This window comes from Bifidobacterium longum subsp. longum JCM 1217, from assembly GCF_000196555.1.
In the GTDB taxonomy this organism is placed as follows: domain Bacteria; phylum Actinomycetota; class Actinomycetes; order Actinomycetales; family Bifidobacteriaceae; genus Bifidobacterium; species Bifidobacterium longum.
Genome location: NC_015067.1, coordinates 2,205,381 through 2,219,725, shown reverse-complemented (window position 1 = coordinate 2,219,725; position 14,345 = coordinate 2,205,381). Strand labels below are relative to the sequence as shown.

Sequence of the window (14,345 nt, the reverse complement as noted above, 5' to 3'; positions counted from 1 at the left end):
CCGGCAATATTGACTATTGCCGGCCGGTTCCTCCGCTCTTTGACCATAATTGGTCCGACAAGTTGAATACTGAGTTTTCAGTATCGGTATATTGATTTGTCGAACCTTTTCTGGCTTCGCGGATAGCGACATAACTGTTTGTTCAAAAAACCGTTATCATCAATCAAGGAACCAAATCAATGAAGATAAACAATAAGGGCAAGGGCGCTCTTATCGCGGCAATTACCGCCGCGGCAACGCTATTGTCATGCGGGCTGGCCGCTGCAAGTGCCAGTGCGGCAGGTGTGGATTACCTGCCTACCATCGGCCAAGTGCCGACATACACCAAGTTCCAGCCCACAGCCGATCCGGGCAAGAACGCTAGCGATTACTTCCAGCCATATTGGTATGCCAAGAACGCCAATGATAATGGCGGCACACACATCCAAGCGCACGGTGGCCAAGTGGTCAAGGTTGGCGACGCCTACTACTGGTATGGCGAAGACCGTTCTAACGGTTACGACAACAGCCCCGGTGTTCATGCTTATATGTCGACAGATCTATACAACTGGACTGACCTTGGTGTGGCGCTGCGTGCGGTGACCAGCAAATCTCAGTTGACGGATAAGAGCAATGCCGATTACGCCTACTTCGACAAGGCCTACAACCTGACCAAGTCCGACGGCAGTGTGGACGCTGCCAAGGCCGACGCAATCTTCCCGTACCTCAACACCAACCCCGATCAGGATGGTGATGGCGCGGTTGATTCCGTACAGGGCATTTTCGAGCGTCCGAAGATCATCTACAACAAGAAGAACAAGCAATACGTGCTGTGGTGGCATTCCGATGGAAGCACCACGCCGGGCGGTTCCAACTATGCACGTGCACTTGCGGGCGTGGCTGTTTCCGACAATCCGGCGGGCCCGTTCACTATGGTGGGTGCCTATCGTTTGCCTAACCAGAACAATTGGAAAGAAGCCGCAGGTAACCCCAGCTGGGGTGAGAACGGTGACAGCCGCGATATGACTGTGTTCGTGGACCCGAAGGACGACAGTGCCTATGTACTGTATTCTTCCGAAGCCAATGCCACGCTGTACATCGCCAAGCTCAACGATGATTACACCAATGTAGTCAAGACCACGAATGTGGACCAGTCCGAGGGACAAAAGCAGTACTCTGCTGACGGGCAGTACCCATACATTCTTGCAGACGCTACTACGGATGCCCCGGTGCGTGGCGAAGATTTCCAAATCGTCAAACAAAATGGTTCGCTGGAAGCTCCTGCCGTATTCCAATATGACGGGCGTTACAACATCATCGCATCTGGTGCAACCGGCTGGGCCCCGAACAAGCAGACCTACTACACCGCCGACTCCATGCTGGGAAACTGGACCCGTGGCGTGGAAAAGGACGATGTCAACGAGAACACGTGGTACAACAACATGCCGGAAGGCGCGGATGGTCTGTTGTCCGTGGGCGATACCCGCGGCACCACATTCGGTTCGCAGTCGGCTAGTGTGCTCGCAGTAGACCAGGAGAAAGGTCACTTCATCTACCTTGGTGACCGTTGGGATTCCGGTAAAGCCGATTCCACCTATGTTTGGCTGCCGCTGACCATCGGTGAGAACGGCACCATCGAAATGCACAATCCTGCTCAAGAAGGCGAGCCCGACGGTTGGGATCTGAGCTATTGGGGCAACCATGGTAGCGCCAAGGGCAAGCTGGTCAACTGGACTGTGGAAACCGGCGATGATCTCCCGAAGACCGTGAACACGGGCGGAACCGTTACTCTGCCGGACACCGTCAACGTCAAGGAAGGCGACGATACCATTGCTACCAAGGTGACATGGAATGTGGAAGGCGGTACGGCAGTCAGCAAGTCGACCAAGGCTGCTGGTAACACCTACGCATTCAATGTGCCGGGAGCCTACACCATTACGGGCACTCTTGCCGAGAGCAGTAACTTCAATCCGGGCCGTACATTCCGTAGAACCATCGATGTTTCCTGCTCCAACCCGATTTCCGGAAGTTGGAAGGAAGCTCATTGGAAGGGCGGCAGCGCGTGCCAGGTTTCTGCGTCCGGCGGTGCTTATGACTTCACGATTACGGACAACGCCAATCGTGGCGTCTGGACGGATCGCAACGAGGGCAGTGCGGTGTACCAGCCTGATGCTCTGGACGTGAACGAAACGCTGGAAACCACGGTCAAGCCGCTCGACTTGGGCGGTAATGGCGATCCGCGCGCCGGTCTGGTGGTCCGTAACGGTCTTGCTGACGCTAACGGCGGCAAGGGATATGCCACGTTACTTGCCAGCCTAAGCGGCGTTTACATGCAGTACGATTCCAATGCCGATGGCTACATCGATAAGGAAACATCGCATGTTGGTACCGGCTTCGGCGACCAAGTGCAGCTCAAGCTGGAGCGCATCTCAACCGATACTCTGAAAGGCTACTGGCGTGCTTCCGCGAACGATGAATGGCAGGATGTCGCTACGGTAACGCTGACCGGTGCGGACGTAACCGGGCTCGATGCCGGTGCTTTCGCCACGTCGAACAGCAATGCCGGCGCATTCACCGTGGCCTTCAACGGCACTGCGTTCGGTTCGCAGACTGCTGCTGTGGAGTCCATCGCGGCCAAGGGCCCTGAAACCACTATCGCCAAGAGGCAGACGCTCGCGCATAAGGACGTGACGGTTACCGCTACGCTCACCAATGGCAAGACGCGTGTACTGGAGCCAGATGAATACACGTTGGAAGGCTTCGACACCACCAAATTGGGCGAGCAAACCGTGACGGTACGCCTTGTCACTGATTCTTCAGTAACTGCCACGCTCACCGTGACTGTGGAAAGCAACCTTGCCCGGTTGTTCTGCTCGTCCGCCGCAGCCTCGAAGTATGAGCCGGCCAGCAGCTGGGCCTCCGCTTCTACGGCCGACCTGACTTGCGACAACAATCTGAGCACCAACTGGTCGAACTGGGGCACCGGCGACACCTCGCCGTGGCTCAGCTACACCTTCGATAAGGCATATCAGCTGGGCAAGCTCAGCGTTGCGGTGGATAAGGCCAAGGGCGAGGCCGCTCCGAAGAGCTTCACTGTATCGTACCTAGCTGAAGACAACGCCACGTGGACTGATGCCACGCTGCCGGCAGTCACTGTGAATGGTGCTGCTGGAGCCGTGACGGAAGCCGATGTGAGCGCTCTGCCCGCCACCAAGGGCATTCGCCTCAACTTCACCTATGCCGATGGCAATGACTATGCCAAGATCGCTGAAGTACGCATCGCCGAAGGTGAAGCAACGCCAGAGCCGCAGCCGTCTAGTAACGCCAATCTTGCTGATCTGACTGTGGATGGCAAGACGGTTGACGGATTCTCCGCGGATATCACCGAATATGCCGGTGCGCTGGCCGGAGACGCTGCTTCTTACCCGACGGTGGAGGCGACTGCTGCTGACGCGAAGGCTACGGTGCAGGTGGAGCAGGCTTCGACCGAGAACAGTGGCGTGGCCACGGTGACTGTGACTGCTGAGGATGGCACGGCGGAAACCTACACAGTGACATTCGGCGAACTGCCTCAGTTGGCCGAGCTTGCTGTGGAAGTGACCAAGGATTCCTATCAGGTAGGCGATAAGTTCAACGCTGCCGATGTGAAGGTATCCGCCATTTACAAAGTCGGCGATACCGAAACGCTGCGCAAGCTGATTGATCCAACTGATGGTGATCTGAAGTTCACTGGCTTTGATTCTGCCACCGCAGGCACGAAGACCATCACCGTCTCTTATCGTGGCGTGAACGCGACGTTCGAAGTCACGGTCACAGCCACGGAGGTCACTCCCGGCCCTGGAGAGCAGAAGCCCGGCGATACCAACAATCCTGGCAACACTGCTAAGCCCGGTAACACTGCCACGAATGAGCCGGCTGCTAATGGCGCTGCGCCCCTTTCGAATACGGGTGCTGCCGTGGCTGCCATTGCGGTCGTGGTTGTGGCGCTGGCAGCTGCGGCTGGTGCCTTGCTCGTCATCCGCAAACGCCGCGCATAACCATGGCAACTGCTGAGTAGCGTGGATTGCGTTGCTATTGAGCAATCTGCGATTCACGCCACTCAGCGAGTGCGCCCGAGCTTGCGCAATGCAGGCGCAATACAGTGCAAACAGTACAAAGCAACAATAATGGCCGGTCTGAGCCAGCTGCTCCATGCGAGGGCAGCTGGCTCAGACCGGCCATTGTGTCTGCAAGTACATGCAATTAGAGCATGAACATGTGGAAGCCGTTGAGCGTTACTGGTTGTTTTGCTTTGTTGTTGCGCTCAGCAGTGCGACGGACGTCCGCCCGCAGTGTAGTGCAGCGCTCCGTGAACCAGCGCTGATGTGAAATGCATGTTGCACATGCCCGCTTCTTCTGCTTCGTGCGTGCAGCCGGCGATGCTGCATAGGTTCATACCCCGAATCATGGTCATACCCCCTCTTTGGGATGGCATCCGTGCCGCCATCTGCCTTCAGAGCATAGCGGACAATTGTTGCATTGCCTGGGCGGTACAACGCTTTCTGTGGCCTGTATCACATCCTTGCCGGCGTTCTGCGGCGTGGTTGGGCGTGTACATGTGCTCTTGTGCGGTTTTGTTGTGTGTGATTTGGGTATACGGATAGAGTTTCTTCTCTGCAGTGGCAAGGGCCTCTCGGCCGGCGAGCCGGCTGATTTCTCCCATGCGTTGCTCAATGATTTCCGTTTTGCGAGTCTGAACGGCAAAATAGCTCTGGAGAAGTGCCACTTCTTCTTTCTTTGGATCACCGTTTTGAGCAATGAGATAGCAGGCGTATCGGGTGAGCTTGACGTCCGCGATGGAGCGGGTGGCACCGCTGCCGAGAGTCACGTCTCGCGTAGTGTCACGGAAATGGGATTCAACGGATACGCCGGAATTGTCGCAAGCTTGCTTGGCTCGTGTAATAGCTTTGCTGAAGTTTTCCCATCTGTCGTACCCCATATAGGTCATTAGCTCGCGTGCATACCAATACTCAACTTTGGAGTCCTCGGTGGTGTGTGCGATAGTGCTGAGTTCGCTGGTTTTGCGTGTGATTTCGTCGCGGTTCATGGGTGTGTCCTTATGTTTTTCATGACCATTTTCGTGACTCCACGAAAATGGTCAAAGCCAATAATTGCAATGGTTTTGAGGTATGGGCGCGCTCCGCCCAACTGGTCTGTCTTCGTCCGCCTTTTCGACCAGATACCTCATGGAGCACAATGCCAACGTCGCTACCGTTGGCCCAGCAAATATTCTTAGACGACGCCCCGAAGTGAATATCTATGCGGCTTTCAGAATATCAAAGAGCGTGGAGTGTGTGCATTATGCGTTCCAAAAATAGTTTCTAGTAATGAATTGTTTACGGTGTGAGATATTCTTGGGGTGTTTGCGGTGCTCTGCCGTGTGGCGAATGGGAATGGATGGTGCTCTTATGGGATTTGAGCAGGAAGCAGTTAGTGAACTGTATGCCAGCGTGTGGGGCAATCGTTCGACAATGCAGAGGGAATTCACTCGTGGAGCCCATGGTGAGCAGTTCGTGCTCCGGGAGCTGTCCATGAAGGGGACGCAAACGCCATCGCAATTGGCATCGGCGCTGCAAGCAAGCTCCGGACGTATCTCCACCGTGCTGTCGTCTCTGGAGAAGAAGGGCTGGGTCACGCGTGACATTGACCCCAAAGATCGGCGCATCATTCGCGTGAATCTTACTGATTCCGGGCGCGAGCAGTCTCATCGGATGATAGAGGAAATGCGTTCCGCGATTTGCTGGATTTTCTCGCAAATGGGGGAGCGGCGCACGCGCGAATTCGTTGACCTGGTGTCTGAGTTCACCACATATATGTCGATTTGCCATCCGGGACAGCCTCGGCCGACTGCTGAACAGGTGCGTGAGGCATTCGTGGAGCGGGGCAAGCGCGTGGCTGAACACATGGCAGCTAAGCGCGCGGAGAACTAATCGGCAAGGCTAATTGAGGACGCTCACAGCGAACATGCAGAAGTGCGCGTAATATCTCACAGTGTAAGTAATCAAACAATAGAAACTATTAAGACATCGTGAACCGATAATCGCCGATAACCCAGCCAACTTAAGAACCAATCGTCAATAACCAATAACCAACCCAACCAACACAAGGGGAAACCAATGCTTCGCATCATGAAATACCTCTCCAAAGCGGAGATCGGTCAGATGCTCATCGCTCTGGTGACCATCGTCGGGCAGGTCTACTTCGACCTGAAACTGCCCGACTATATGTCAGACATCACCACGCTGGTCGAAACGCCGGGCAGCCACATGAAGGACATTTGGATTGCCGGCGGCAAGATGCTGCTCATCTCGCTCGGATCCGCGGCGTGTGCCATCATCACCGGCTACATCGCTGCGCGCGTGGCGGCCTCGTTCACCCAGCGTCTGCGCTCGCTCGAATTCCGCAAGGTCGAGTCCTTCGGCCCGGCCGAAATGAGCAAGTTCTCCACCGCCAGCCTCATCACCCGCTCCACCAACGACGTCACGCAGGTGCAGATGTTCATCACCATGGGTCTGCAGCTCATCGTCAAATCGCCGATTATGGCAGTATGGGCCGTGTGCAAGATCGCCGGCGAAGGCTTCGAATGGACGCTCGCCACCGGAATCGCCGTAGTGATTCTGCTGGCGGCCATCGTCATCATGATGGCCATGGTCATGCCGAAATTCAAGGCCATGCAGGCCCTGACCGACAACATCAACCTCGTGGCCCGCGAGAACCTCACCGGCCTGCGTGTGGTGCGCGCCTACAACGCCGAGGACTACCAGGAAGCCAAATTCACCAAGGCCAACAAGGACCTCACCGACACCCAGCTGTTCACCAACCGCGTCATGGCGTTCATGATGCCGCTGATGAACACCATCATGAACGGTCTGATGCTTGCCGTCTACTGGATCGGTACCTACCTGATCGATGCCGCCGGGCTCAAGGACAAGCTCACCGTGTTCTCCAACATGGTGGTGTTCTCCAACTACTCCGTGCAGGTCATCATGAGCTTCCTGCTCATGAGCATGGTGTTCGTGCTCTGGCCGCGCGCCGACGTGTCCGCGCAGCGCATCATGGAGGTACTCGACACTGAGCCAATCGTCGAGAACGGCACCAAAACCGCCGCCGACGTGGCCAAAACCGGCCAGAGGGGCACCGTGGAATTCCGCAACGTCAGCTTCACCTACCCGGATTCGCGCGAGGCGATGCTGGAAGGCATCAACTTCACCGCCGAGCAGGGCCAGACGGTGGCGTTCATCGGCTCCACCGGCTCCGGCAAGTCGTCTCTTATCAATCTCGTGCCGCGCTTCTATGACACCAGCCAAGGCCAGGTGTTGGTCGACGGCGTGGACGTGCGCGACTACGACCTGAAGGCCCTGCGCGACAAGATCGGCTACGTGCCGCAGCAGTCCGTGCTGTTCAAGGGCACCGTGGCCTCCAACGTGAGCTACGGCGATCAGCCGGGCGACCCGGCGGAGGTCGAGATGGCCGATACCTCCACCCCGGCCGGGCGCAAGCGCGAGGCCGCGTTGATCGCCGCTGGCGAGGCCGCGGAAGGTGCCGATATACCGGCCGAGCAGCTGAATCGCGTCAAGGCCGCCGCCGACGTGGCGCAGGCCAGCGAGTTCGTGGCGCGCATGGACGGCGGGTATTCCGCCGCGATCGCCCAAGGCGGATCGAACGTGTCCGGCGGCCAGAAGCAGCGCCTGTCGATTGCGCGCGCGGTGTACCGTCACCCGGAAATCCTGATTTTCGACGACTCGTTCTCCGCGCTCGACTTCAAGACCGACCGCGAAGTGCGCGACGCGCTCGCCCGCGAGGCCAAGGATTCCACCAAGCTCATCGTGGCCCAGCGCATCGGCACCATCATGAACGCCGACCGCATCGTCGTGCTCGACGACGGCAAGGTCGTGGGTCAGGGCACGCACAAGGAACTGCTCGACAACTGCGACGTATACCGCCAGATCGCCGAATCCCAGCTCAGCCAGTCGGAGCTTACGGCATAGGGGGGCGGCAGCGGTAGCTCCCCATGTCAGGGGCTGAGCCGTAAAGGGAACAGCCCAGTGGGCTGTTCCCAGGCGAAGACGAGCTGATAAGCGAGCGAATAAAACAGCACAGCTGACTGAGGGGTAGTCGCGTACGGCTTCTCTCCCTCCGGCGCTTCGCGCCACCTCCCTCATCAGAGGGAGGTCAATACGGACTTTTAAGGAGTAAAACAAATGCCAAGAGGACCAATGGGCGGCAGGCGTGCCGTCGAAAAGCCCCATGATTTCGGCAAAGTCATGGGCAAACTCGTGAACTACTGCCGCAACTATCTTCCCGTCATCATCATCGCGCTCATCCTGGGCGCGGCCGGCACCGTCTGCCAGATCGTCGGCCCGGACAAGCTCAAGGACATGACCAACGAGATCGTCAAAGGTCTGCCCGCCATCGTTAACGGCAGACCGGTGATGAACTCGGTAGATTTCGGCACGGTGGGCCACATCGCCTGGACTTTGGTGGCCCTGTACGTGGGCTACGCCGTGCTCGGCTACGTGCAAAGCTGGATGATGGCCAACGTCACCCAGCGCACCGCCCAGCGACTGCGCGAGTCCATCTCGGTCAAAATCAACAAACTGCCGCTCAAATACTTCGACAAGGTTAGCTACGGCGACGTGCTGTCGCGCATAACCAACGATGTGGACGCCATCGGCCAGACGCTGGGCCAGTCGCTCGGCTCGCTGATTACCTCGGTGACGCTGTTCGTGGGCGCGCTGGTGATGATGTTCTACAACAACGTGATCATGACCCTGTGCGCCATCGGTGCCAGCCTCATCGGCCTGATCATCATGATGGCCATCATGAAGTCCTCCCAGAAGTACTTCGCCCGGCAGCAGATGGCGCTGGGTGACGTCAACGGCCACGTGGAGGAGATGTACGCCGGTCACCTCATCGTCAAGGCATACAACGGCGAGGCCGATTCGATTCGTCGCTTCGAGAAGTACAACTCGGACCTCTACGAGTCCGGCTGGAAGTCGCAGTTCCTCTCCGGCCTGATGATGCCGCTCATGAATTTCGTGGGCAACTTCGGCTACGTGGTGGTGTGCGTGGTGGGCGCGGCGCTCGCGCTCGACGGGCAGATCGAGTTCGGCGTGATCGTGGCGTTCATGATGTATGTCCGCCTGTTCACCCAGCCGTTGGCGCAGTTCGCCCAGGCCTTCCAGAACCTGCAGCGTTGCGCGGCGGCCGCCGAACGCGTGTTCGGCTTCCTTGAGGAGCCGGAGATGGAGGACGAATCCGGCAAGTCCGCTTTGCTTGGGACCAACGGCCACGAAGTGAAGGGCGACGTGGAATTCAGCCACGTACAGTTCGGCTACGAACCGGGCAAGCCGATCATCCACGACTTCTCCGCCTCCGTCAAGGCCGGGCAGAAGGTTGCCATCGTCGGCCCGACCGGTGCCGGCAAGACCACCATGGTCAACCTGCTCATGCGCTTCTATGAGATTTCCGGCGGCTCGATCGCGATCGACGGCGTGGACACCAAGTCCGTGCCGCGCTGGAACGTGCACGACCAGTTCTCCATGGTGCTGCAGGATACGTGGGTGTTCCGCGGCACTGTGCGCGAGAACATCGCCTACTCCAAGCCCGGCGTGACCGACAAGCAGATCGAGGATGCGTGCAAGGCCGTGGGCCTCGACCACTTCATCCGCTCGCTGCCGGACGGCTATGACACCGTGCTCGACGACAAGTCGTCGCTCTCCCAGGGCCAGAAGCAGCTGCTGACCATCGCCCGCGCGATGGTGCAGGACGCGCCGATTCTGATTCTCGACGAGGCCACCTCCTCGGTCGATACCCGTACTGAAGAGCTGATTCAGAAGGCCATGGATGCGCTGACCGTGGGCCGTACGAGCTTTGTGATCGCGCATCGCCTCTCCACGATTCGCGACGCCGACATGATCCTCGTCATGAACCACGGCGACGTGATCGAGCGCGGCACGCACGACGAACTGCTGGCGGCGGGCGGTTTTTACGCCGACCTCTACAACAGCCAGTTCGCGCTCGCTGACTGACGGATTGTTTCCTGCGTTAGCGGATTAGCGGATTAGCTATACTCGGCTCCCCTCTCCGAGGGGAGCTGTCAGCGTAGCTGACTGAGGGGAGCAACCCATCGGTCCACCCGAGGGAATGCTCCACTGGATGTGATACTGATGATTTCGTACATTAGTGTGTGAAAAAACCGCCCGGAAAATTGGGGGATTGTGCGGCGGCACGATTGGCGTTGAGGATGGCGCATTCGAAATCGAAGTGAGCGCGTAACTGGGCGGCCGAGGTAGTGAACAGGGCTGTGGCGAGTCCGTCGGCCAGTGTGACAGGGACGTGTGCTGCAACGGTGTTCGACGAATCGTCGGTATCGCGGTTTGCCGTTGTCGAGGCATTGCTGCCATGCGTCGATGTCTTCGTGGTTATGGTGCTCGATGGCGGCGTGACGGCCACCCATGTGGCGGCTACATCGTCAACCGGTAGTCCGTCGATGGCGTTGAGCAGATGGTGAAGTTGGTGACCTGCGGCGTCAGACCAGTGGCGGCGGCTGGGGGAGCTCGCGCAGAATGCACCTTGGCTGATTTCGACCGCGCCTACGGCGTTGGCCGGATCGGCAGGATCTTCAAGGGCGATGGTGATTGGTTCGTCCGTGTGCACTAGCAAATCACCCCCGGCGTCGATGACGTATTGAATGGGTTGAGGGTGGCCCGCGCCATCACCCAACATCCCCGCAAGCAAATCCACCAAATACCCCTTACCGCACGCACCGAAATCGAGCGCGACTGGGCTGTGGGTGATAAGTGTGGTGCCGTGCCGCTCAACGTCGGCTGACCAAACGGCTCGTCCGTGGATCGCGCCTGCATGTTCGGCGGCATCGGGCGTAGCCGCAAACGAATACGACTCGTCGTAGCCAAGCCGAATCAAATCCTCGCCCACGCACGGGTCGATCGCCCCATCGGTTGCCGCAAGCAGGCGGTCGTACAGGCCAAACAGACCCGATGCCCAGTCGGGAAAATCGAACGTGCCGCCATGTGCGGCCGTGCGCATCCGGCCGACGATGGAATCATCGCGGAATCGAGATAATACAACCTCATATTCATGGATGAACGAGCCAATACGATCGCGTATCTCATCGTCCAATACGCTCTCGGTGTGCACCAGTAATCCGGTCCCCAACGCATCAGGAAAAGCGTATACGTATGGCAGTTGCTCGGTCAGACTTGTCATGCCCACTATCGTAGAACGCATGGTGTGCCGGTGTATACTGGATTTTGACACTGTGTCAATGTTGATTCGGAGGTTGTGAGAATGGGCAATACGACTACAGCAAGTGTAACGGGTGCGCAAGTTGCACCGGCGAAGTCAGCCATCAGAGATCTCCCCATCGCCAAAGTGTGGGCGTTTGCGGTCGGCCAGTTCGGCTGGGCACTGCTTTCCGGCATTATCTCCAACTGGCTCGTGTATTTCTATCAGCCCGACCAGGAGGCCATCTCCCAAGGCCAGACCGTGTTCGTGCCGCAAGGCCTGGTTGTGCTCGGCATCGTGACCGTGGTGGGCGGCATCACCGCCTTCGCCCGATTCTTCGACGCCTTCGTGGACCCGGCCGTGGCGTCCCTCTCCGACCGTTGCGACGCCAAATCCGGACGACGTATGCCGTTCCTGAAATTTGCCGCCCTGCCGCTCGCGGTGGTCACCGTGCTCGTGTTCTGGAGCCCGATCAACGGCACCAGCTGGGTGAACGCGGCGTTCCTGTTCGTCACCGTGATCGGCTACTACATCGCCCTCACGTTCTACTGCACGCCGTACAACGCGCTCATCGCCGAACTCGGCCACGACTCCAAGCAGCAACTCACCATCTCCACCGCCATCTCCTTCACTTGGGTGGCCGGCACGGCCATCGCGTACGTGGCGCCGGTGATTTGGGGCGCGTTCGTGCCGATGATGGGCCGCATCACCGCCATCCGCGTGACCTTCACCATCATGGCCGCCGTGGCGTTCGTGTGCATGCTGGTGCCGCCGCTGGCCATCCGCGAGAAGGACTACGTCAACTCCCAGCCCACCTCCGAATCGACCATCGAATCCCTGAAGCAGACGTTCGGCGACGGCGAATTCCGCAAGTTCGTATGCTCCGACGTGGTCTACTGGGTGGCCATCACCACCTTCCAGACCGGTCTGCCGTTCTTCGTGACCAGCCTGCTCAAGCTGCCGGAAACCACCACGACCATCTACTTCGTGCTCATGACCGGCGTCTCTGTGCTGTTCTATCTGCCGGTCAATATTCTGGCCAATAAGGTCGGCAAGAAGAGGCTGCTGCTGGTTGCCTTCGTGATCTTCACCTGTGCGTTCGCATTTGCCGGCGCCCTTGGTTCGGCCGTGCTCGGCTTCATTCCGGCGATGGCCCAGGGTTTGGTGCTCTCGGTGGTCGGCGCGATTCCGATGGCCGCGTTCGGCATCCTGCCGCAGGCCATCGTGGCGAATATCGCCGACGCCAGTTCCAAGACCACCGGCCAGGACCGTCAGGGCATGTTCTACGCGGCCCGCACCTTTGCGATGAAGATGGGCCAGTCCGTGGCCATGCTGCTGTTCACCGGCGTCTCCACCATCGGCATGGCGTCCGGCGCGGGCTACCGCATCGCCGCCGTGTGCGCGGCCGTGCTGTGCGGCTTGGGCGGCATCGTGTTCGCGTTCTACAACGAGAAGAAGGTGTTGGGCGTGCTGGAGACGTGATGGCGTTGCCGGGTGCCGCCGCGGTATCCATACGGAGCGGTGTGGGTGACTTGCCCCGTCTGCGACACCGAAACGTTACCGTGTCGACACGCGTGCGACACTTCGGCGTCAAATTGCGTTTGACCGTACTCCGTACTATATTGTTGCGAGTTGCTTTGCGGAGCAAAGTAACATCCAAGGGGCTGTAGCTCAGTTGGTAGAGCGCTTCGTTCGCATCGAAGAGGTCGCGGTTTCGACTACCGTCAGCTCCACGAGACCCTCTGCATTCATTCCACCGCAGAGGGTCTTTTCATTTGTTTTCGTTGAAATTCTGCCATCTCGCGTTTCAAGGGGCTGATTTGGGGTTTGCCGGAGGTCTACTTGCGTTTCGAGGGGCTGATGGTCAAGTAGATACGCCGCCAAAATGGCGGAATAGCGTTGCGTCAAAGCCGTTTGTATCGGTGCTTCACCGGATGAGGAGCCCCTTGAAACGGAAGTAGACCTCCGGAACATGTGAAATCAGCCCCTGCAAAGGGAGAATGCCTCGATTTCGCCATGGATTGTCGTGGATTGCTCTGTGGCATGGGCAATACTGGGAGTATGACAAGCGCAGATGAGTTGAATGAGCAGTATGACGCTGACGGTAGCGTGACGCAAGTGCCTGAACGCAATGATGAAGTTCATGCCGGCGAATCCGCCGTCGCCCAATCCCGCGAATCGGCCGTGACCATCCCCGCCGGCACCGTGGTGCTCGCCGCCACCCCGATCGGCAATGTCGGCGACGCTTCAGCCCGTCTGGTGGCCCTCTTGGAACGGGCCGATATCGTGGCCGCCGAAGACACGCGCCGCCTCTACGATCTCGCCCGTCGCCTCGGCGTCTATGTGAACGGTCGCGTCATCGCCTATCACGACCACAATGAGCGCGACAAGGCCGACGGCCTGCTCGACCAGGTCGAAACCGGCGCCACCGTGCTCGTCGTATCCGACGCCGGCATGCCCACCATCAACGACCCCGGCTTGGCCATCGTGCGCCGTGCCATTGAACGCGGTCTGCCCGTCACCTGCGCGCCCGGCCCCTCCGCTGTGCTCGATGCGCTCGCCCTCTCCGGCCTGCCCACCGACCGCTTCTGCTACGAAGGCTTCCTACCGCGAAAGCATTCCGAGCGCGTGCAGTATCTGCGCACGCTGTTGCCCGAACGCCGCACCATCGTGTTCTACGAGACGCCTCATCGCATTGCCGATTCGATGGACGATCTGCTGGACGCGTTCGGCCCGAATCGCCCGATGGCCCTGTGCCGCGAACTCACCAAGGATTATGAGCAGATTCGTCGCGGCCCGATTGACGAGATTCGCCAAAGTGTGATTGATGATCCGCCCCGTGGCGAGATGGTGCTGGTCATCGGCGGCGCGTCCAACGAGGAGGCCGAAGCGGCCGCGCCCAGCACGTTGAGCGTGGATGACATGGCCGTGCTCTCCATCGACCGTGCTTTGGAGGACGGCCTGCGTATCAAGGACGCCATCGCGCAAGTGGTGCAGGAGCATCCACTGGCTGACGGATCGTTGGCCAATCGCAAGCAGGTGTATGCGGCTGTGCTGAAAATCAAGGGATAGCGCAGCAG

Annotated in this window: 8 protein-coding genes and 1 tRNA gene; 7 read left to right on the top strand and 2 right to left on the bottom strand. The window is 58.8% G+C overall.

Translation table 11 applies throughout. The features are described 5' to 3' along the window. Positions 1 to 179 precede the first annotated feature (179 nt). Complete coding sequence (locus tag BLLJ_RS09500; RefSeq protein WP_013583000.1) at positions 180 to 4,016, top strand: bacterial Ig-like domain-containing protein; 3,837 nt, start codon at positions 180 to 182, stop codon at positions 4,014 to 4,016. 455 nt (positions 4,017 to 4,471) lie between these two features. Here BLLJ_RS09500 and BLLJ_RS09495 read toward each other — a convergent pair whose 3' ends face one another. Next, a complete protein-coding gene (locus tag BLLJ_RS09495) occupies positions 4,472 to 5,065 on the bottom strand; it encodes a BRO family protein (protein ID WP_013582999.1) in 594 nt (197 codons plus the stop codon). Positions 5,066 to 5,426: 361 nt separating this feature from the next. Here BLLJ_RS09495 and BLLJ_RS09490 point away from each other — a divergent pair, with 361 nt between their 5' ends. The 3 genes from BLLJ_RS09490 to BLLJ_RS09480 all read left to right on the top strand — a co-directional run bounded on the left by BLLJ_RS09490 (position 5,427) and on the right by BLLJ_RS09480 (position 10,049). Then, a complete protein-coding gene (locus tag BLLJ_RS09490; protein WP_016507763.1) occupies positions 5,427 to 5,948 on the top strand; it encodes a MarR family winged helix-turn-helix transcriptional regulator in 522 nt (173 codons plus the stop codon). A 186-nt stretch (positions 5,949 to 6,134) separates the two neighbouring features. Then, complete coding sequence (locus BLLJ_RS09485) at positions 6,135 to 8,006, top strand: ABC transporter ATP-binding protein (protein WP_013582997.1); 1,872 nt, start codon at positions 6,135 to 6,137, stop codon at positions 8,004 to 8,006. A gap of 213 nt (positions 8,007 to 8,219) precedes the next feature. Beyond that, positions 8,220 to 10,049 (top strand): ABC transporter ATP-binding protein, encoded by a 1,830-nt coding sequence (locus tag BLLJ_RS09480; protein ID WP_007055050.1) that lies wholly within the window; start codon positions 8,220 to 8,222, stop codon positions 10,047 to 10,049. Positions 10,050 to 10,200: 151 nt separating this feature from the next. Here the strand turns inward: BLLJ_RS09480 and BLLJ_RS09475 are convergent, their stop codons facing one another. Continuing rightward, on the bottom strand, positions 10,201 to 11,247 hold the full coding sequence (locus BLLJ_RS09475; RefSeq protein ID WP_032740908.1) for an FAD:protein FMN transferase: 1,047 nt from the start codon (positions 11,245 to 11,247) through the stop codon (positions 10,201 to 10,203). Between the two features lie 81 nt (positions 11,248 to 11,328). Between BLLJ_RS09475 and BLLJ_RS09470 the strand changes: the two genes are divergently transcribed. The 3 genes from BLLJ_RS09470 (at position 11,329) to rsmI (ending at position 14,337) form a co-directional block, all read left to right on the top strand. Next, positions 11,329 to 12,747, top strand: a complete 1,419-nt coding sequence (locus BLLJ_RS09470; protein WP_050496093.1) for an MFS transporter — start codon at positions 11,329 to 11,331, stop codon at positions 12,745 to 12,747. 178 nt (positions 12,748 to 12,925) lie between these two features. Further along, positions 12,926 to 12,998: transfer RNA gene (locus tag BLLJ_RS09465), tRNA-Ala, on the top strand. A gap of 328 nt (positions 12,999 to 13,326) precedes the next feature. Next, entirely contained in the window at positions 13,327 to 14,337 is a 1,011-nt protein-coding gene (gene rsmI / locus BLLJ_RS09460) for a 16S rRNA (cytidine(1402)-2'-O)-methyltransferase (RefSeq protein WP_008783206.1), read from the top strand. Positions 14,338 to 14,345: the final 8 nt, after the last annotated feature.